Consider the following 20,387-nt stretch of genomic DNA (forward strand, 5'->3'; position numbering starts at 1 on the left):
TCATAGACCGGTGAAGAGAAAGGTGGATAAAAGATGCAGCAGGGTATGCGAATGGTTAAAAACGACGTTCAAACACATATGAACATCTTCGTGTTTATTTTCGTTCTATTTATTATGGGGATGATTTTCGGGGCAGTGATCGTAAACAGTATGAACTTTGTCCAAAAACAGGACCTCTTCTTTTATCTGAAGCAATTTTTTGAACAGCAGACGATGATTGGAGGAACAGGAAAAGCTACCCTTTGGAAAGACAGCGTTCTTTATCATCTCAAGTATATGCTTCTCTTATTTCTGTTAGGAATCTCTGTCATCGGGATGCCGATCATCACGGTACTGCTTTTTATCAAGGGATTGGTGATCGGATTTTCCGTCGGTTTTCTAGTCAATCAGATGGGCTGGTACGGACTGTTGATCTCATCGGTTTCGATTGCTCCTCAGAACGTCATTATTATACCTGTATATCTGATAGCAGGCTCTCTAGCTTTGATATTTTCCCTAACCTTATGTAAGCAGCTTTTCATTCGTAGAGTTCATCAGCCGATCATGAAGGGCTTTGTAAGGTATAGTGCACTCTTTGGAGCCTTGATTGCGATTCTGATGGTTTCTTCTGTTGTAGAAGTCTTTATCAGCAACACTTTTTTGGAATATATATTGAAATGGATTTACAAGTAAGTGATATCAGATAATAATGATTATCGTTAACAGATTAAAATAATTATAATTTGACACTCGTTCTGTCTCTGATTATAATGAAATTGGTATTACGAGGGAGGGACGAACGATATGGAACATCGTATAGATAAAATAAAAAAGCAGCTGCATTCCCAAAGTTATAAGCTCACTCCGCAGCGTGAAGCCACAGTACGGGTACTTTTGGAAAATGAAGAAGACCACTTAAGTGCGGAAGATGTTTACCTCCTCGTAAAAGAGAAAGCACCAGAAATTGGTCTAGCAACCGTCTATCGAACATTGGAATTGCTATCAGAACTAAAAGTTGTCGATAAAATTAATTTCGGAGATGGCGTCTCCCGATATGACTTGAGAAAAGAAGGTGCCGAACACTTTCACCATCATCTCGTATGTATTGAGTGTGGATCTGTGGAAGAAATCGATGAAGATCTCTTAGGGGATGTAGAGAAAATCGTTGAAGGTCAGTGGGGTTTCGAAGTGAAAGATCACCGCTTGACGTTCCATGGCATATGCCGTGTGTGCCAAAAACAGGCCGTGACGACATCATCTGCAAAATCAAATGAAGAATAAAAAGACCGCCGCTATGAAGGACATAGTGGCTTTTTATTTTGCTCTTTTTTCTAATTATCCAGCAGTAGGCAAAAGAGGAAGAAAGGTCTTGATTGGTCCTCTGTATGCGTTTTCTAAAATCTCTGACTCTTGTATTTTTATTTACAAACGAACGAAAATCGTGTACGTTAAACCTAGATAGGACTTGTCCTGTTTGTTCAACGTTTCCGTCATCTGATTCTCTCATCATTCTACGTATATTTGTAAGGAATTTAGGCATATCCTTTACAAAAAGGTACGGAAGTGAGGGGAGTGCCAATGACTCGTTTGAAGAACAGTTTAAGAGATTTAATCAAAGTCCTGATTGTATTCACTGTTTGTACTTGCGTTTTTTATATGGCTCTACGTATGGTGCATGAAGAATACGAGCGTCAGCATCGATACGATCCGCCAGGTGGTACGGCAATCAAAGTCTATCAACCCATGGAACAACCATGGACGGATCGTCTGTCGATATTTTTTCGGTTAGGGGAGTAGATGTACGATGCAGCATGCCCTGGAAGATTTTTTTCATTATTTGACCGTCGAGCGCGGGTTATCGCCTAACACGATTCAATCTTACAAGCGGGACCTGTCTCAGTACGACCGCTTTTTACAGCAGGAATTAGGAGTGGAAAGCTGGGATGAAATGACCCGCTCCCATATTATGAAGTACCTGCATCACCTCAATGACCAGGGACGTTCATCAGCCACCATCGCACGCTTGTTGTCATCCATTCGTCTTTTTCACCAGTTCCTGATCCGGGAAAAGGTGACAGATCAGGATCCGAGCTTACATATAGAGACACCGAAGAAAGAAAGGAAGCTTCCGAAAGTGCTCTCTTCGGACGATGTGGACAAACTTTTGAACATCCACGCGAAAGACCCGCTCTCAGCGCGGAATAAAGCGATGTTTGAAATGCTGTATGCGACGGGTCTGAGAGTGACGGAGCTCGTCTCACTCAAAGTGACGGATCTTCATTTGACAATGGGGTTTGTCCGATGTCTGGGCAAAGGATCGAAAGAGAGGATCATCCCTCTCGGTGACATGGCCAAAGATGCGGTTGAAAATTATTTGCAAATCGGTCGTGATGCACTTGTCAAGCATAAACAGACCGAAGAGCTGTTTGTCAATCATCATGGGAACGCCTTATCACGGCAGGGTTTTTGGAAGATATTGAAAGCGGTTGCTAGAGAGATGGGCGTCAATAAAGAATTGACCCCCCATACATTGCGCCATTCATTTGCAACACACCTTCTGGAAAATGGAGCCGATCTGAGGGCTGTTCAGGAAATGCTGGGACATGCAGACATCTCCACGACTCAAATCTATACCCATGTCTCCAAGACAAGGTTAAAAGACGTTTATCGCTCGTATCATCCACGGGCATAAACTCTTTTGTGTTTTAAGTTGTCTGACATCCTACATCTCAAGAATGTAGGGTAGTTTTTCACGAATTTGGGAAATTAAACATTAGGAGGGATCTTTGATGAATTCATTCAAACGCGTATTTTTAGTAGTTATGGACTCTGTGGGAATAGGAGAAGCCCCGGATGCAGAGAAGTTCGATGATAAAGGGGCGCATACGCTCGGGCATATCGCCGAACATATGAACGGCTTGGACATGCCGCATATGGGATCACTTGGACTAAGCAACATTCGTCAAATTCAAGGCATTGACAAGGCTGAAAAGCCGAAAGCACATTACACAACGATGGTGGAAGCGTCGAACGGAAAAGATACCATGACCGGACACTGGGAAATCATGGGTCTTTACATTGACCAGCCTTTCCGCACATTCCCGGACGGTTTCCCGGATGAACTGCTGGATCAGATTAAAGAAAAGACCGGTCGTGGAATTGTTGGAAATAAACCGGCTTCAGGGACGGAGATCCTTAAGGAGCTGGGAGAACATCATATGGAAACGGGAGATTTGATCATTTACACGTCTGCCGATTCAGTCTTACAGATTGCTGCTCATGAAGATGTGATTCCACCGGAAGAGCTTTATGAAATCTGTGAGTTCTGCCGTGAAATTACGAAAGATGAGAAATATATGGTCGGACGCGTTATCGCCCGTCCGTTCATCGGTGAACCAGGAGCCTTTGAACGTACATCCAATCGTCATGACTATGCTTTGAAGCCATTCGGACGCACAGTCATGAATGAGATGGAAGATGAAGGACTCGATGTTGTCGCCATCGGTAAAATCTCTGATATTTATGATGGAGAAGGCGTCACAGAAGCCATCCGCACGAAAGACAATATGGATGGGATGGACCAGCTGGTGAAGACTTTGGATAAAGATTTCACCGGAATGAGCTTTTTGAACCTGGTCGATTTCGATGCCAAATATGGGCACCGTCGTGATCCTCAAGGGTACGGGGAAGCGCTGCAGGAATATGATGCACGTCTGCCTGAAGTATTGGAAAAAATGCAGGATGATGATTTATTGATCATCACGGCAGACCACGGCAATGATCCTGTGCATCATGGTACAGACCATACACGGGAACTTGTTCCATTGATTGTCTATCACAACGGCATTAAAGAAGGGCAGGAACTAGACCAGCGCCAAACATTCGCAGATATCGGTGCGACTGTTTCTGAAAACTTCTCGATCCAAATGCCTGAACATGGTAAGAGCTTTTTGAAAGATATTCAATAAGGGAGGAGAAACAATATGAACCAAACACAAGTAAAAGAAGCATCTCAATTCATTCAAGGGAAATTGACGCATGAACCAAGTGTCGGGCTGATTCTAGGATCTGGCCTCGGCGTACTGGCGGAGGAAATTCAAAATCCGACAACCATTCCTTATACGGAAATCCCTCACTTTCCTGAATCCACGGTTTCCGGACATAAAGGGCAGCTGGTCGTTGGTGAATTAGAAGGACGTCAAGTCATCGCGATGCAAGGTCGTTTCCACTATTATGAGGGCTATGATATGAAACAGGTGACGTTCCCGGTCCGCGTAATGAAAGCACTGGGTGTGGAAACACTTTTCGTTACAAACGCGGCAGGCGGTATCAATGAAACCTTCAAGCCGGGCAACTTGATGATCATTACCGATCATATCAACAATATGGGAGACAGTCCGCTGATTGGACCAAATGATGAGGATCTTGGACCGCGTTTTCCTGATATGTCTGAAGCGTATGATCGCGCTTTGATTGATCACGCGAAGCAGTCAGCTGAACGTTTGAACCTTCAGGTGCAAGAAGGAGTTTATGTAGGAAACACAGGACCTGCCTATGAGACAGGTGCAGAAGTACGTATGCTGCGTACACTTGGTGGAGATGCCGTCGGAATGTCCACGGTTCCAGAAGTGATGGTGGCAAACCACGCAGGGATCCGTGTCCTTGGAATCTCCTGTATTTCCAATATGGCTGCCGGAATTTTAGATCAGCCGCTTACGCATGATGAAGTCATCGAAACGACGGCTCAGGTGCGTGAGGATTTCCTAGGATTCGTTAAAGAACTTTTAAAAACATTACCAGCATAAAAAAAGAAAGCGTCTTGACTGGCGCTTTCTCACTTAAACTTTTAGTAAAGGGTGATCGAGATGAGAATGTATGACATTATTGTAAAAAAACGCGATGGCGGGGAATTGACGAAGGAAGAAATCGAATTCTTCGTTGAAGGTTACACAAAAGGTGAGATTCCTGACTACCAGGCCTCTGCTTTTACGATGGCGATTTATTTCCAGGGCATGACTGCTGAAGAAACGGCGACGTTGACTCAAGCGATGGTAGACTCTGGAGAAACCATCGACCTCTCAGCGATTGAAGGGAAGAAAGTCGATAAGCACTCTACGGGTGGTGTAGGCGATAAGGTAACATTCATCGTCGGGCCATTAGTTGCTTCTGTCGGCATTCCTGTTGCAAAAATGTCCGGACGTGGACTTGGTCATACAGGTGGAACACTGGATAAACTAGAGTCCATCAAAGGCCTTGAAATCGAGATGACGAAAGAGAAATTCATCGAGAATGTGAATACCCACAAGCTTGCGGTTGCAGGTCAAACCGGGAACCTTGCACCTGCAGATAAGAAGCTTTATGCACTAAGAGACGTGACGGGTACCGTAAACTCCTTACCATTGATCGCTGGTTCCATCATGAGTAAAAAAATTGCATCCGGAGCAGACAGCATTGTGCTTGATGTGAAAACAGGTTCTGGAGCCTTTATGAAAACACTTGAAGACTCTGAAGCGCTTGCTCGTGAGATGGTGAACATCGGAAACAACCTGGGACGTAACACCGTAGCGGTCATTAGTGACATGAATCAGCCCCTTGGCTATGAAGTCGGTAATGCGAACGAAATTAAAGAAGCAGCAGAAATTCTTCAAGGGAAGAACGTCGAAGACTTGCGTTTGCTCTCCCTTGAAATCGCTTCCCACATGGCTGTGCTTGCTGAGAAGTTCTCTTCTTATGAAGAAGCATATAAAGCAATTGAAGCGAATATCGAAAACGGAAAAGCCTTCCAGTCCCTGCGCACGCTGATTGAAGCACAAGGTGGAGACGTTTCTATGATTGATGACCTTGATCGTCTACCTAGAGCGGCTCATGAAATTGAAGTCACAACCGATCAGGATGGCTACGTATCTGCGATTGATGCAGAATCCATCGGTATAGCCGCCATGTATCTTGGAGCCGGCCGTGCAACCAAAGAGGATGAAATCAATCACGGTGTAGGCATCAGTCTGAAGAAGAAAATCGGCGATCCTGTCAAAGCCGGAGAAGCTCTTGTCGTCTTGATCAGTGATGACGAACAGCCGGATGATTCTATCCAGAAAGTCAAAGAAGCTTACACGATTTCTGGTGAAAAAGTCGAAAAACCGACACTGATCCACAACATCATTAAATAAAATCTCAGACTTAAAAAAGAAGCGAACCGTCTACACTTGTAGGTCGGTTCGCTTTTTGTTTGTCTATCCAAGCCTGTTCTTTTATAGAGAAGAATATTTGGATGTGAAGAGGTATTGGATATTCATAAACGGGAAGGTTCATGATATTATTCTTGTAGAAGGGGGAATAGGATGTTCCGGATTTTAGAGGTGATGGTCGCGTCAGTTGCTCTTATCCTTTTATTGTCCCATTGGATTTTCTCTTTTAACGTAAGCATTGATCTCATAGCATTCGTGTCGGCTTTTTTGTATGTATTCTTAGGCGTTCGTTATTTGAAAGAGGATCGCGTCATCAGAGGAACGATCATTCTTGTTCTTTCATCTATGATGGCCTTTATCTTCATTGAAAGTTTCATGCCCATTACATAGGGAGGGGAAGACATGGACCAATGTATATTATGCTCACCAGAAGCGGATAAGGAACAGAAAATCATTTTTGAAAACGAATCCTGTTACTTTGTCCAAAAAGACCAGCGAATATTAAAAGGATCAGGCTTGATCGTTCCTAAATCCCACCGAACTACGGTGTTCGACCTATCCAGAGAGGAATGGATGGATACGCAGGATATGATTCAACAGGTCAAAGAATGGCTGGATGACACACTTCAACCAGACGGCTACAACATTGGTTACAATTGCTACCAAACCGGTGGACAGCATATTTTCCACGCTCACATGCATATCATCCCCCGTTTCCAAGACGAACCCCACGCAGGAAAAGGCATCCGCCACTGGCTCAAACAAGAAGAAAACAAACGCCACATCTAAAACACGACCTACCCAGGTCGTGTTTTTTATTGTTCTCCTACACCCGTTTACTACCACACGCTCCCTATTCTTAACGGCACAGTTTCAATATGCCGGTCTCCGTTTGCCATATTGAGGGTCAGGGATATCCAATCGCAACGCTCTCCGTGTTTCCTTTATCTCCGCCAGCTCAGGCCAGTCCATTCGCCCCTGACCAAGACGCCTTCACACTTAGAGATATGAGTATCACCGTTTCCCTCCGCCGCTTGACCATAAGAGTGTCTCGAAACTATTTCCAGAATAAGCAGCTTTTCAGTCAAAGGAGAGTTGGTGGATTCGACATTCAAACAGGCAGACATTGGTTTTCTAATAACTTCGATCGAGTTCTTCTTTTTTAGATAGCATTGGAGAAGACACTCCGATGGTGTACGTGAGTTCGTTTACTCCATTGGTTGTATGGTAGAAACTAACCCCTATAACGTGGATAGTCGTTACCATTTTTCTCTACCGAGCGAGCATGAACCCCTCTGTATTAAGCCACTACATCTTTAGTGCTTTCTGTGGATGGTTTTTATGATCCACTCTCCTCAATCATGTAAGCCGATGTTTTTATAAGTGATATCGAGAGTCTCACTTGGCAAAGGGGCGGAGGGGAATGGCGAGACTCCTGCGGGAAAAGAGTGCTTGGTGAGACCCCACAGGACGAAGTCCGAGGAGGCTCAACGCGCTCCCGCGGAAAGCGAGCTATTCCCCGCAGCCCCGATCCACAGCACAAAAGTCTCGATATCACGTTGCCATATTATTGAATGCCTAGAGGTGCTGTTATGGATTATGTATAGAAGATGATGGTAAGGGAAAGATAGGGTCACTTAAAGCAATGGGAGGTTTGGGTTATGAAAAAAATGATGGGTGTGTGTCTCGCTCTTTGTTTAGTTGTCTCACTTTTTCCGTTAAACATGACTTTTGCAGAAGAAAGGGAGTCAACAGAGATCGTCAATTCGGCGAAGTCCGCGATATTGATGGAAAAGAACAGCGGGATGACGCTTTATGATAAGGATTCAAATAAAAAGCTGCCCCCTGCGAGTATGACGAAGGTCATGACGCTGTTGTTGATCATGGAAGAACTCGATAAAGGCGGCATCAAACTGGATGAAAAAGTCCGTATTAGTGAACACGCCGCTTCTATGGGAGGTTCTCAAATCTTCCTGGAAGCCGGGGAAGAGATGACGGTTGAAGATTTGCTCAAAGGAATTGCTGTAGCATCTGGAAATGACGCAAGTGTCGCTATGGCTGAACGGATTGCCGGCAGTGAAAAAGAGTTTGTGGCTCAAATGAACAAAAAAGCGAAAGATCTCGGTTTGAAAAATACACAATTCCAAAACCCGACCGGTCTTCCAGCTGAAAATCACTTCAGTACAGCTCATGATATGGCTGTCATGGCGAGAGAATTACTACTTCATGATGAAGTAACGAATTACACAAAGATTTATGATGATTATTTACGAAAAGGGCAGGAAAATGAATTCTGGTTAGTCAACACGAACAAGTTGATTAAAAATTATCCGGGAATGGACGGATTGAAAACAGGTTATACAAGTGAAGCGAAATATTGTCTCACAGCATCTGCAAAACGAGACGATATGCATATGATCGCCGTTGTTATGGGAGCAGAAAATCCGAAAATGAGGAACTCGGATGTGACAAGTCTATTGGATTACGGGTTCAGTCAATATGAGGGTGTCAAACTCTATTCTAAAGATGACACGATGAAAACGATGAAAATCACAAGAGGGAAGCCTTTGGAGTTGAACCTTTCCCCGGAAAAAGATGTCGTCGTGCTGAAGAAGAAAAATGACAAGAAGAGCAAATATGAAACAGAACTAAAAGTAGCGGAAAAATCAGACCTTCCATTGGAAAAAGGGGCCCATATGGGATGGGTGATCGTGAAGAACGGTGATCAGGAAGTCGCTAAAGTCCGTTTGGAAACATCTGAAACGGTGGAGAAAGCAGGTTTCCCTGCTCTATGGCAGCGTTCATGGAAGAATTTGACGAGCTTTCAGAGGTTTTAGCATTTTCCCACTAGTTATGTTTTTGAGCAGGAAATGACAGCGAAAAGTACGAAAAGACATAGTGACTCTTATAAAGTCAGAGGAGGTAATTCACTTGAGTCTTCAAGTTAATTTTGCTGTCAGAGAGAATGTTTTGCTCGTCCGATTAAATGGGGAGCTGGATCATCATGAAGCTACAACGCTTCGGGAAGCTTGGCAGAAGGAGCTCGCGAACAATGGTGTCGAACATGTGATTGTCAATTTAAAAAAATTGTCCTTCATGGATAGTTCAGGCCTTGGTGTGATGCTCGGTCGTTATAAAGAAGTACAAGCGAAAGGGAATGAAATGGTGCTCTGCTCGATTTCGCCTGAGGTACGGAGATTGTTTGATATGTCGGGAATGTTCAAAATCATGAAGCTCGTGGATGATGAGGCATCCGCGCTTGAGATGTTGGGGGTGGCATCATGCGAAATGAAATGACGCTTGAGTTTACGAGTGTGAGTGAAAATGAATCCCTTGCCCGGGTATCTGTTGCCGCTTTTGTCAGTCAAATCAATCCGACGATGGAGGAGTTGACGGATATTAAAACCGTCGTCTCTGAAGCCGTTACAAATGCCATCATTCATGGCTACGAAGAGAAAAGCGATGAAAAAGTGATGCTTACATGTGCGATTGATGACGGAGAAATAGAACTCATCATCCAGGATCGTGGTCAAGGTATTGAGAATATTGATATTGCAAAAGAACCACTGTACACTTCGAAACCGGAATGGGAACGCTCGGGAATGGGTTTTACTATCATGGAGAATTTCATGGATCGCGTAGACATTACATCAGAGCCCGGGGTCGGAACGACGATCCGAATGACGAAGCAGTTGACGTCAACCCGCGCTTTGTGTAATTGAGGCGCCGCCTATGAGCGATACGACAAAAGAACGTCTGTCCGACAAAGATGTCAAAGAGCTGATCAAAAAGAGTCAGGCGGGCGATCAAGAGGCGAGGGACTTTTTAGTTGAAAAAAATACCCGTCTCGTATGGTCGGTCGTCCAGCGATATCTCAGACGTGGATACGATCAGGATGATCTGTATCAAATCGGCTGTATCGGCCTGCTCAAATCCATCGACAAATTTGATTTGAGTTATGATGTGCGTTTTTCAACGTATGCTGTACCCATGATCATTGGTGAAATCCAGCGTTTTATCCGTGATGATGGCAGTGTCAAAGTAAGCCGCAGTTTAAAGGAACTGAACCATAAAGTGCGTGCTAAGAAAGAAGAGCTGTTAAAAGAATACGGCCGTTCGCCGACAGTTAATGAGCTCGCAGATGCGTTAGGTCTGACAAGGGAGGAAATCGTCCAGGCGGAGGAAGTTGGACGAACCCCTCAGTCTATATATGAAACGGTTTATGAGAATGAAGGCGATCCGATCACGCTCGTCGATCAGATTGCCGAAGAGGAAAGCAATTGGTTCGATCATCTGACCCTCCAGGATGTGATGAGTAAACTGGACAAGAGGGAGAGGCTGATCATTTACCTGCGTTATTATAAAGACCAAACGCAAACCGAAGTGGCGGAGCGCTTGGGCATATCGCAAGTACAAGTATCACGGTTGGAAAAGAAAATCCTGGCCGATATGAAAGAAACCATGAATGATACCAGCTGATGGCTGTACCTAAAGAGGTACAGCTTTTTTATGGTCATAGAAAATTTCGAATGGTGAATGGTTCGAGCCGTTTCAGTTCCACCATTACTTCACGAATCAATCTCCAAGGACTCTTCGTATGATTTTTACGTTCTCACACATAATAAGTCTAAGAAAATTCATACAGGGGAGGCGGTAGGATTGGCGACTCCTGTCTATATTCGTACAAAACAATCGATTTATGTTCAACCTTTGGCGAAAATTCGTTTACAGGATGTGGCTCGTGTAACGGGTCAAAAGCGTCATAAACCTGTCTTGGAGCAGATGGTCTTACATCAAGTGACAGAAGAGGATCATAATATCGTGGTCATTGACTCTTTCATGATCATTGAACAAGTGATTGAGAAATTCCCAGAGCTTGAAGTTGAACTGATCGGCCCGAATCAATGCGTAGTTCATGTCGAGAAACACCAAAAGCAGCCGTCTCCTCTATTAATCAGCGCAATATGGATCCTGCTGTTTATCGGAGCAGCGATGGCGATTATGAACTTCCATTATGATGTGAGCATGCAGGCCGTTCAACAGAAGTTGCATTTCATGCTGACGGGGGAAAAAGTGGAACATCCATTATGGATTCAGGTGCCGTATTCCATAGGTCTTGGAATTGGAATGATTTTATTTTTTAACCACTGGTTTCAAAAACGATTCAATGAAGAACCGAGTCCAATGGAAGTAGAGATTTTCAATTATCAGGAAGACCTCGACCATTACGTGGCCATTAAGGAGAATAAGGTGGAAAAACAGGATGTGGATCGTTGAAGTACTCATTGGGCTTGCTGCTGGCATTGCGGTCGGAACCGGCTTCGTCGCTTTTTTGACAGTGCTTGGGATTGTCCCGAGGCTCATGCAATTGAGCCATTCAGAGTCCAAACTCCGAAGTTATGAAATGGCCGTAATTTTAGGTGTTTTTGCTGGGATTTATCTTTCATTTGGAGATGGACCCGTGAAAATGACAGTGATTGGCCTTGTGATATGGGGGCTTTTTCATGGCATCTTCGTAGGGATGTTAGCTGCTGCTCTTACAGAGGTCCTGAATGTCTTTCCGCTATTATTTAAAAGAATCGGTGTGGATGGCTTTCTATTTACGCTTTTAATGGCACTGGTCCTTGGGAAAATTGCGGGGTCGTTGTTTCAATGGATTATTTTTGTCAGGTGAACGATGTGTGATTAGGAGGAAACCGTGTGGATAAACAACCACTGAACGAGAAGAATTTTGATAAAGCGAGAAAATCGTACCAGCCGAAACCACCCTATGTAATGAATTGTATAAAAGCATTTATCGTGGGTGGATTGATTTGCGTATTTGGTGAACTTTTGACACAAATGTATATCCACTGGTTCGATTATAGCGAAAAGAACGCCATCAACCCGACGGTAGCGACTTTAATTCTTCTATCTGCGCTCGCAACAGGGTTTGGTGTTTATGATAAACTCGGACAGTTTGCAGGAGCCGGATCTGCGGTCCCTGTGACTGGGTTTGCTAATTCAATTACTTCAGCCGCCCTCGAGCATAAATCCGAAGGCCTTGTACTGGGGGTTGCAACGAATTTGTTCAAGTTAGCAGGCTCGGTCATTGTATTCGGTGTGGTTGCTGCGTATGTACTGGGAATCATTCGTTACGTGTGGTCGCTTATTTTTTAGGAGGAAAAGCATATGGGTAAAACGGGAACACAATCATGGACATTTACAGAACCTGTGTACTTACAATCCACGGGTACAGCTGTCGGACCGATGGAAGGCGAAGGCCCGCTGAAAGAAACGTTCGACGTCATTCATGAAGAACTTCATTGTGGAGAATCCAACTGGGAGCTTGCGGAGCGCAAATTGATGACGGATGCCGTGTACACGTGTTTGCAAAAAGCAGGGATCGACCAGTCCAATATCGATTTGTTTTTAGCTGGGGATCTGTTGAACCAAAACGTAACGGGGAACTATGTGGCAAGACAATTAGGCATACCCGTACTAGGGATGTTCGGCGCGTGTTCAACGAGTATGGAAACCCTTGCGACAGGAGCTGCGCTCGTTTCGTCCGGATACGCCAAACAAGCGTTGGTGGCTGTAAGTTCTCACAACTGTACTGCTGAGCGCCAGTTCCGTTACCCAACGGAATATGGAGGACAAAAGCCCAAAACCGCAACATTTACTGTGACGGGAAGTGGTGCAGCCATTCTTTCGAAAACACCTTCACAAATCCAGGTGGAAGCAGCAACCATAGGAAAGGTTATGGATTATAGTGTCAAGGATCCGTTTGATATGGGATCAGCCATGGCTCCAGCTGCATGGGACACGATTAAAACGCATCTGGAAGACATGGGGCGCGTACCGGGAGACTATGATGTCATTGCAACTGGTGACTTGTCTGCCGTCGGTACCCCTATTCTTAAAGATTTAATGAAACAGGATGGCTATGACATCAGTGATGTTCACAAAGATTGCGGACTTCTGGTCTACCACAGTGATCAACCTGTGTTCGCAGGCGGAAGCGGGTGCGCATGCTCAGCGGTCGTGACTTATGGGAAAATTGTGCAGGACCTGATTAGTGGAAAGTACAAGCGTGTGTTAATTGTTGCGACAGGTGCACTCATGAGTCCGATGATGCTCCAACAGAAGGAATCGATTCCAGGAATCGCTCATGCCGTTGTTCTTACGAGAGTGGAGGGGGAATCATGACATTTTTATGGGCGTTTATCGTCGGGGGAAGCATTTGTGTGATCGGTCAGATTTTATTGGATGTCTTCAAATTGACTCCTGCCCATGTGATGTCATCCTTTGTTGTCGCTGGTGCGGTTCTGGACGCGTTCGACCTCTATGACAACCTTATTGAATTTGCCGGGGCAGGAGCGACGGTACCGATTACAAGTTTTGGGCACTCGCTTTTGCATGGAGCGATGGAACAAGCGGATGAACATGGCTTTATCGGAGTTGCCGTAGGAATTTTCGAATTGACATCTGCAGGTATTGCATCCGCGATATTGTTTGGCTTTATCGTTGCTGTGATTTTTAAACCAAAAGGATAAATCGAGATCAAGGAGTGGAGGTTTATGCCAGAGAAGAAAAAAGAAACGCCCATCGTTATGAAACTCGATCAAAACCGGAAGACGATGAATGAACGCATTGGCGTAGACCAATCATTTGATGCCGGTTTCCGTACGCTGACCCTGCTGGGTGTTGAAGTGAACTTCTATTATGTCACCGGGTTGGTGGAAACTCCAATCGTTGTAGAAGTGATGCGGCAGTTGATGGAAATGAATGATACAGAGGATCACGTCGATTCTGTTTTTAAATCCATTAAAGATGAGATCCCCCACCAACAAGTAGAAACAACTTCAGACCTTGATAAGTGTATCACCCAGATGCTTTCCGGGTTGATGGTCATTTTTGTTGATGGAGAAACAGAGGCCTTCATTGTTGATGTTCGGACGTATCCTGGAAGGACTCCGGAGGAACCGGATACGGAAAAGGTCATCCGTGGTTCGAGGGACGGTTATACAGAAAATATCATAGAGAATACAGCACTTACACGACGCCGTATTAGAGATGAACGTTTGAGAAATGAAATCATGCAGGTCGGAAATCGTTCAAAAACAGATGTTTGTATTACTTACATCAAAGACGTTGCCGACCCAGGTCTCGTGCAGTTATTAAAGGATGAAATTCAAAAAATCGATATCGACGGCTTGTCAATGGCGGATAAAAGTCTGGAAGAGTACATTGTTAATCAGGGAAGGAATCCGTTTCCGCTGGTAAGATATACGGAACGGCCGGATGTCGTTGCTTCCCACTTGTTTGAAGGGCATGTGGTCATTATGACTGACACGTCCCCGAGTACAATCATTACTCCCACTACTTACTTTCACCATGTACAGCATGCGGAGGAATTCCGACAGTCTCCTCCTGTCGGGACTTTTGTACGGTGGGTTCGTTTCTTTGGGATCTTTGCATCTGTCTTTCTTCTGCCATTATGGATGCTGTTTGTTATGGAACCGGATTTGCTTCCCGAACCTTTTGCTTTTATTGGACCCAATGAGGAAAGCTCGATCCCTATCATCTATCAAATATTAATTGCTGATTTAGGTTTGGAAATGTTAAGGATCGCAGCCATTCATACACCGACGCCTTTATCGACGGCTATGGGACTTATTGCCGCTGTTCTTATAGGACAAATCGCCATTGACGTAGGAATGTTTGTACCCGAAGTCATCCTTTACGTAGCCGTTGCAGCCATCGGATCTTATTCAACACCGAGTTATGAATTATCTGTAGCCAATAAAATGGCACGTATCCTGTTTGTGATATTAGTCGCTATATTCGGAATCAAAGGGCTGATGTGCGGATTCTTGGCTTATGTTCTGCTGTTAGCGAATACCAAGTCGCTGAACACTCCATATTTGTGGCCTTTTCTCCCGTTCAACGGAAAAGCGGCGGTCCAAATTATTCTGCGTCTCAGTATGCCATCGTTGAAAGTGCGGCCGAGCGTTGTACATCCTCAAAACAATAAGCGTCAGAAATAATCGTATTGCCCGTTCTTTAGCAATGTGATAAATTAAAATAAATCTTGATGTCCTTTGATTTCCAAGGGGCATTTTCTTTTTATCATTTCTCCGTTAGTAGAAAAGGTGGGTTACGATGAATCATGAAGTTAATGAAAAAGGGCAATTGTTGATCGGGCAGGTCCCAGCTGCAGATCTTGCCGAACAATACGGCACCCCTCTTTATGTATATGATGTAGGTGAAATCAGGAAAAAGGCGCGGGCCTTCGTGCAGACGTTCAAAGAGAATCAGGTAGCTGCTCAAGTCGCCTATGCGAGTAAGGCTTTTTCTTCTGTCGCTATGCTCCAGGTTGCGAACCAGGAAGGTCTCAGTTTGGACGTCGTTTCGGAAGGAGAACTACATACTGCCCTTGAAGCAGGCTTCCCGGTAGAGAAGATCCACATGCACGGCAACAATAAAAGTATCCGTGAATTGGAGATGGCCGTGGAACATGGAATCGGATGTATCGTCGTCGATAACTTTTATGAAATCGAACTCCTTCACTCCATCCTTGAAGAGCAGAAGAAAGAGATGGATGTATTACTGAGGGTGACACCGGGGATTGAAGCCCATACCCATGATTATATTTTGACCGGGCAGGAAGACTCAAAATTCGGTTTCGACTTAAGCAGTGGCCAGGCTGAAGAGGCATTCATGAAAGTCAAGGAGAATGCCAATATTCGCTTAGTCGGACTTCATTGTCACATCGGCTCCCAAATCTTCGAGACGAGCGGTTTCGAGATGGCTACACGTAAGCTTTTCACTACGTTGAACGATTGGCGTGACCGCTGCGGATATGAAGCCTCCGTACTGAATTTAGGTGGCGGCTTTGGTATTCAATATACTAAAGAGGACGAACCGCTTGAGCTGGATCAATATGCCCATGCCCTCATCCGTGAAGTGAAAAAACTGTCCGCACAGTACGATTATCCTATGCCGGAAATCTGGATCGAGCCGGGACGTGCCATTGTCGGGGAAGCCGGTACAACGATCTATACCATCGGTTCCACCAAGGAAGTCCCTGATGTGAGGACCTATGTATCTGTCGACGGTGGGATGACAGATAATATCCGGCCAGCTCTTTATCAGGCGAAATATGAAGCTGCGCTTGTAGAAAAAATGAATCAAAAGCCGGAAAAAGAGTATTCCATAGCTGGAAAGTGCTGTGAATCTGGAGATATGCTAATATGGGATGTGGCGCTTCCGCCGGTTGAACATGGAGATCGACTTGCAGTTTTCAGCACGGGAGCGTATGGTTATGCTATGGCTAACAATTATAACCGCTTTCAAAAAGCGGCCGTTGTGTTTGTCGAAGACGGAAAGCATCAGCTTGTCGTCAGAAGAGAGAGCTATCAAGAGATGACACGACTTGATTTAAGTTATGAAAAATGAAAAGGGGTATGAGAAATGAAACAAGCAACGATTGAATTTGAAAATGGAGAAAAAATGCTGATTGAACTTTACGAGGAAGCAGCACCGAATACAGTAGCGAATTTTGAGAAACTTGCTAATGATGAATTTTACGATGGATTGACTTTCCACCGTGTCATCCCTGATTTCGTCATCCAGGGCGGATGCCCGAATGGTACAGGAGCGGGTGGCCCAGGATATACGATCAAATGCGAAACAGAAGGCAATCCTCATAAGCATGAGCGAGGATCCCTTTCCATGGCCCACGCTGGAAAAGATACCGGAGGAAGCCAATTCTTCGTCTGTCACTCTCCTCAACCACATTTAGATGGTCGTCACACAGTATTTGGCAAAGTGATTGAAGGTGTGGACACGGTCGATCGTGTTCGTGTCGGAGATGTGATGCAGAAGGTCCGCGTCGAGGACAAATAATCACTAGAAGAGCCCTTCATGATTGTCACATTACTTGTCTTGATTTTTTTAGTGGCACCTTTAAGCCTGTTCGTCCATGAACTTGGTCACCTTTTTCCCGGCTTGTACTTTCGGGCGGATCAGAGTATCCTGCACCTCGGCCGGGGAAAGGTCATCGGGCGATGGAGAAAAAATGGGGTCTGCGTGTACATTCACCTTTTTTTCTTCCAGGGAGCTTACTCGGTGAATGAACGGAAACGGCCGTTCAAGGATTTTGAAAAAGCCTGGATCAGTATTGGCGGACCTTTGTTCAATGCTGTAACGGCTATGGTATTGTTCATATGGTTTAAGGACCAGGGTGGTCATCTGCTTCGTGTCTCCTTTCTTTTTAATACTTATCTTGCCATCATGAATCTTGTTCCGTTTTCGATCAAAGGAAAGGATTCTGACGGTTATCGGCTTTGGTCGATTGTGAAACGCCGGTTTTTAGACAGGCTTGAATAATTACGGGCTATGCTATATTCTATGTAGCGGGGCAAATCACAAAAAACCGGGGGCAACGTATAATGAAAATGAAAAATTGGATGCTGTTTACGTTTTTATCGTTGTTCAGCATCGGTTGGGGTTTATACTACTGGTTCGTCATCGTCATGTAAGCTTGACATACAGGATGAATTGGACAATGATTGAAAGTAACCATTTTCTTTTTCGATCCATCGATCGATCATCTGGAACTCTAGGAAAGTTATTTTCATAATTGAGGGGTTAATATGTTAATTCGATATAAAAAATCATTTGAAAAGATTGCGATGGGTTTGCTTTCTTTCATGCCTGAAGTATCAGACGTGAAGACGCTTCAGGAAATTATAAGGGAATACGATTCCAATCCGGATTGGAATCTATTTTTGTGGAAAGAGGAAGATATCCTCGGAGCGGTCGGAGTCCGTCTGGAAGATGGCAAAGCCATTATCCAGCATCTATCCGTCAACCCTTCCCATCGTAATACTGGGATTGGACGACAGCTGATTCACCGTGTCCGTGATCATTTCAAAGATGAATGTGAAGTGTGCTCAGATGTGGCCACAGAATCATTCATTGAGAAATGTGATGAAGAAAGTGCCTCTTCACAGTTATAAAGAACAAGGAGGTGTCGCGAAACGACACCTCCTTTGTTTCGTTTTATCACTGAACTCAAAATGACTTTTTTCTCCTCTTGTGTTTGAATACAAGGTTTTCATCGGAAAGGTCACTGGGGGATCCATAAGCAACGCCCCATTGCTGGCATAACAGTTGGACTTCTTTTAAGAGCTCCATATCAATGATGGGCAAAGTCCAGCTGCGATAAGGCACCTCTGTGTCCAAACGGGCTTTGAATTCTTCCAGCTGTTTTTCCAGACGTTCTCCATCCAAGCCGAGGAGTGGGAGTTCTTTCTCGTGTTCGATTTTCTTTTTTAAGCATCGTTGTACCAGAGTTTTAGCACCAGCTTGATTGCCTCTGCGATCATGATACATAGCTACGGCGATTTGGATGAGCCATACCCAGATGGAAGATTGGTTACGAGGATCTACTTCTTTCCAATGCTCTTCAAGGACCTCATGACACTCAAAGTAATCTCTCGTTCCATGGAAATGGGCAAGAAATTCAATATAAGCTTTCGGATACATATAATCAATCCATTCCTTTGATACAACCATGAGATGCCCGGTTGTTGAATAAACAGGTTCTAGTACTTATAACTATAGTATAACGTAACAGAAGATGTAAGGCTAAAGACATTCATGGTCATTGAATACATGCTGTCACAGCAGGGTGTTTTTTGATACCATTATAGAAAGAACATTGGAACGTAAAGGAAGAATGATATGAAAAAAAGCTACCAAGTGAAAGTAGAAGGTTTTGAAGGACCTCTTGATCTTCTTTTACACCTGATCAATCGATACGAAATTGATATCTATAATATACCCGTTTCCCAAATTACCGACCAGTACATGAATTATATCCATACGATGCAGGAGCTGGAACTGGATCTTGCGAGCGAATATCTCGTAATGGCTGCTACTTTACTTGCCATGAAAAGTCAGATGCTTCTTCCTAATCAGAACATGGAAGATGAATTCGACGATGGGGAGATGGAAGATGACCCTCGTGAAGATTTGATGCGGCGCTTGATTGAGTACCGTAAATATAAACAGGCGGCAGAGGAACTGAAGGAAAAAGAACTGGATGCCAACCGCATCTATACCCGACCTCCATTGAATATGGAAGGCTGGGAAGAAGAAATGCCGGAAGTACGCCCTGGAGAAGCTTCTGTTTATGATATGATTCAAGCGATGGGGAATCTGTTAAAGCGGGCCAAAACTGAAAAACCACAGGAAGCGAAAGTCCGGAGAGATGAGATACCCATCCAAATGAGAATGGAAGAAATTCTCGGTAAAATTGATGTACAAGCAGGTGGCACTCCTTTTCATCAGTTATTTGAAAAACGAACACGACCGCATATCGTCGTTACTTTCATCGCCTTACTTGAGCTGATGAAGAGTAATGATATCGTATGTGTCCAACAACAACATTTTGATGAACTAATCGTATATAAGATGGAGGATGCACCATGGAGTTAGAAGACTACAAAGCCATAACGGAAGGCCTGCTCTTTGCCGCCGGAGAAGAAGGGATCACAAAAAAGAAACTGACAAACCTATTAGAGTTGGATACGAAGACGTTCAAATCCTTGTTGGAAGAAATGATAAAAGACTATCAATCCAAGAACAGAGGTCTCACAATCATGGATTCACAAGGAACTTTGCATTTGACCACAAAGCCTGAGCATGCTTCCTATTATAAGCGTCTTTTAGATTCACCAGGATCGACAAGGTTGTCCCAAGCGGCTCTTGAAACGCTTGCCATCATTGCCTATCAACAACCGATTACAAGAATAGAAGTTGATGATCTGAGAGGGGTCAAAAGTGATCGTGCCATCCAGACTCTCGTCAATCGCAGTCTGATTGAAGAAAAAGGACGGAAGGATGCTATTGGTCGTCCGATTCTATATGGAACGACCAAAGACTTTCTGATCTATTTTGGATTGACATCCATTGAAGAGCTTCCACCCCTTTCTGAGCTCAAGCAAGGCGAAGGGGAAGAAGAAGGCGAAGCCGACCTCTTTTTCGAAAAATTCAACGAAGACCCCTTCGCCGACGACTAAAAAGCTGTTCCCCACCAGGAACAGCTTTTTTTCTATAAAAGATTCCGATTGGGGAGGAATCGATTCAAGGAAAATTCGGGTTTCGTTTATCATATTAAGAGTCGGGGGTGGTTGGGCAGCCACTCGCTTTCCTGTGGGGGAGCGCCGAGCT

General features: G+C 44.4%; 26 protein-coding genes. 25 read left to right on the plus strand and 1 reads right to left on the minus strand.

The window, feature by feature from the left end; all coding sequences use genetic code 11:
* The first annotated feature begins 51 nt into the window (after positions 1–51).
* The 23 genes from spoIIM (at position 52) to ACQ4XT_RS14780 (ending at position 18,169) form a co-directional block, all read left to right on the plus strand.
* On the plus strand, positions 52–672 hold the full coding sequence (gene spoIIM, locus ACQ4XT_RS14670; protein WP_446854330.1) for a stage II sporulation protein M: 621 nt from the start codon (positions 52–54) through the stop codon (positions 670–672).
* Between the two features lie 111 nt (positions 673–783).
* Positions 784–1,260: a ferric iron uptake transcriptional regulator gene (gene fur, locus ACQ4XT_RS14675; protein ID WP_226589953.1), complete on the plus strand. Its 477-nt coding sequence runs from the start codon at positions 784–786 to the stop codon at positions 1,258–1,260.
* 297 nt (positions 1,261–1,557) lie between these two features.
* Complete coding sequence (locus ACQ4XT_RS14680) at positions 1,558–1,776, plus strand: DUF4227 family protein (protein ID WP_446854331.1); 219 nt, start codon at positions 1,558–1,560, stop codon at positions 1,774–1,776.
* 7 nt (positions 1,777–1,783) lie between these two features.
* Positions 1,784–2,671 carry a site-specific tyrosine recombinase XerD gene (gene xerD / locus ACQ4XT_RS14685; RefSeq protein WP_446854332.1) on the plus strand — a complete coding sequence of 296 codons (888 nt, stop codon included), beginning with the start codon at positions 1,784–1,786 and terminating at the stop codon, positions 2,669–2,671.
* 97 nt (positions 2,672–2,768) lie between these two features.
* A complete protein-coding gene (deoB, locus tag ACQ4XT_RS14690) occupies positions 2,769–3,947 on the plus strand; it encodes a phosphopentomutase (RefSeq protein ID WP_446854333.1) in 1,179 nt (392 codons plus the stop codon).
* A gap of 15 nt (positions 3,948–3,962) precedes the next feature.
* Positions 3,963–4,784: a purine-nucleoside phosphorylase gene (locus ACQ4XT_RS14695; protein ID WP_446854334.1), complete on the plus strand. Its 822-nt coding sequence runs from the start codon at positions 3,963–3,965 to the stop codon at positions 4,782–4,784.
* Between the two features lie 60 nt (positions 4,785–4,844).
* Positions 4,845–6,146, plus strand: a complete 1,302-nt coding sequence (locus tag ACQ4XT_RS14700; RefSeq protein WP_446854335.1) for a pyrimidine-nucleoside phosphorylase — start codon at positions 4,845–4,847, stop codon at positions 6,144–6,146.
* Between the two features lie 171 nt (positions 6,147–6,317).
* The gene (locus ACQ4XT_RS14705) at positions 6,318–6,554 is read left to right on the plus strand and encodes a hypothetical protein (protein ID WP_446854336.1); all 237 of its coding nucleotides are present in this window, start codon (positions 6,318–6,320) and stop codon (positions 6,552–6,554) included.
* 12 nt (positions 6,555–6,566) lie between these two features.
* A complete protein-coding gene (locus ACQ4XT_RS14710) occupies positions 6,567–6,953 on the plus strand; it encodes an HIT family protein (RefSeq protein WP_446854337.1) in 387 nt (128 codons plus the stop codon).
* A gap of 872 nt (positions 6,954–7,825) precedes the next feature.
* The gene (locus tag ACQ4XT_RS14715; protein WP_446854338.1) at positions 7,826–9,001 is read left to right on the plus strand and encodes a D-alanyl-D-alanine carboxypeptidase family protein; all 1,176 of its coding nucleotides are present in this window, start codon (positions 7,826–7,828) and stop codon (positions 8,999–9,001) included.
* A gap of 94 nt (positions 9,002–9,095) precedes the next feature.
* Positions 9,096–9,461, plus strand: a complete 366-nt coding sequence (gene spoIIAA, locus ACQ4XT_RS14720) for an anti-sigma F factor antagonist (RefSeq protein WP_226589936.1) — start codon at positions 9,096–9,098, stop codon at positions 9,459–9,461.
* Positions 9,446–9,886 (plus strand): anti-sigma F factor, encoded by a 441-nt coding sequence (gene spoIIAB / locus ACQ4XT_RS14725; protein WP_160911906.1) that lies wholly within the window; start codon positions 9,446–9,448, stop codon positions 9,884–9,886. Before spoIIAA ends, spoIIAB begins: the two co-directional genes overlap by 16 nt.
* A 10-nt stretch (positions 9,887–9,896) precedes the next feature.
* Positions 9,897–10,643, plus strand: coding sequence for an RNA polymerase sporulation sigma factor SigF (sigF, locus tag ACQ4XT_RS14730; RefSeq protein WP_146817825.1), 747 nt, complete (start codon positions 9,897–9,899; stop codon positions 10,641–10,643).
* Between the two features lie 180 nt (positions 10,644–10,823).
* On the plus strand, positions 10,824–11,441 hold the full coding sequence (locus tag ACQ4XT_RS14735; protein ID WP_446854339.1) for a stage V sporulation protein AA: 618 nt from the start codon (positions 10,824–10,826) through the stop codon (positions 11,439–11,441).
* Positions 11,428–11,838: a stage V sporulation protein AB gene (locus ACQ4XT_RS14740; protein WP_146817819.1), complete on the plus strand. Its 411-nt coding sequence runs from the start codon at positions 11,428–11,430 to the stop codon at positions 11,836–11,838. Before ACQ4XT_RS14735 ends, ACQ4XT_RS14740 begins: the two co-directional genes overlap by 14 nt.
* Positions 11,839–11,879: 41 nt before the next feature.
* A complete protein-coding gene (gene spoVAC, locus ACQ4XT_RS14745; RefSeq protein ID WP_242517721.1) occupies positions 11,880–12,323 on the plus strand; it encodes a stage V sporulation protein AC in 444 nt (147 codons plus the stop codon).
* 12 nt (positions 12,324–12,335) lie between these two features.
* Positions 12,336–13,352 (plus strand): stage V sporulation protein AD, encoded by a 1,017-nt coding sequence (gene spoVAD / locus ACQ4XT_RS14750; RefSeq protein ID WP_446854340.1) that lies wholly within the window; start codon positions 12,336–12,338, stop codon positions 13,350–13,352.
* Positions 13,349–13,699, plus strand: a complete 351-nt coding sequence (gene spoVAE / locus ACQ4XT_RS14755) for a stage V sporulation protein AE (protein WP_206945248.1) — start codon at positions 13,349–13,351, stop codon at positions 13,697–13,699. Before spoVAD ends, spoVAE begins: the two co-directional genes overlap by 4 nt.
* A gap of 24 nt (positions 13,700–13,723) precedes the next feature.
* Positions 13,724–15,193 (plus strand): spore germination protein, encoded by a 1,470-nt coding sequence (locus ACQ4XT_RS14760; RefSeq protein ID WP_446854341.1) that lies wholly within the window; start codon positions 13,724–13,726, stop codon positions 15,191–15,193.
* Between the two features lie 115 nt (positions 15,194–15,308).
* Positions 15,309–16,604 carry a diaminopimelate decarboxylase gene (gene lysA, locus ACQ4XT_RS14765; RefSeq protein WP_446854342.1) on the plus strand — a complete coding sequence of 432 codons (1,296 nt, stop codon included), beginning with the start codon at positions 15,309–15,311 and terminating at the stop codon, positions 16,602–16,604.
* Positions 16,605–16,619: 15 nt separating this feature from the next.
* Positions 16,620–17,054, plus strand: coding sequence for a peptidylprolyl isomerase (locus tag ACQ4XT_RS14770; protein ID WP_226589922.1), 435 nt, complete (start codon positions 16,620–16,622; stop codon positions 17,052–17,054).
* Between the two features lie 18 nt (positions 17,055–17,072).
* Complete coding sequence (locus tag ACQ4XT_RS14775; RefSeq protein WP_446854343.1) at positions 17,073–17,537, plus strand: site-2 protease family protein; 465 nt, start codon at positions 17,073–17,075, stop codon at positions 17,535–17,537.
* Between the two features lie 266 nt (positions 17,538–17,803).
* Positions 17,804–18,169: a GNAT family N-acetyltransferase gene (locus ACQ4XT_RS14780; protein WP_446854344.1), complete on the plus strand. Its 366-nt coding sequence runs from the start codon at positions 17,804–17,806 to the stop codon at positions 18,167–18,169.
* Between the two features lie 55 nt (positions 18,170–18,224).
* Here ACQ4XT_RS14780 and ACQ4XT_RS14785 read toward each other — a convergent pair whose 3' ends face one another.
* Entirely contained in the window at positions 18,225–18,728 is a 504-nt protein-coding gene (locus ACQ4XT_RS14785; RefSeq protein ID WP_446854345.1) for a DUF309 domain-containing protein, read from the minus strand.
* Between the two features lie 168 nt (positions 18,729–18,896).
* Here ACQ4XT_RS14785 and ACQ4XT_RS14790 point away from each other — a divergent pair, with 168 nt between their 5' ends.
* Entirely contained in the window at positions 18,897–19,652 is a 756-nt protein-coding gene (locus tag ACQ4XT_RS14790; RefSeq protein WP_446854346.1) for a segregation/condensation protein A, read from the plus strand.
* Positions 19,643–20,236, plus strand: coding sequence for an SMC-Scp complex subunit ScpB (gene scpB, locus ACQ4XT_RS14795; RefSeq protein WP_446854347.1), 594 nt, complete (start codon positions 19,643–19,645; stop codon positions 20,234–20,236). Before ACQ4XT_RS14790 ends, scpB begins: the two co-directional genes overlap by 10 nt.
* Positions 20,237–20,387: the final 151 nt, after the last annotated feature.

It is taken from the genome of Halobacillus sp. 12SKB, from assembly GCF_052941655.1.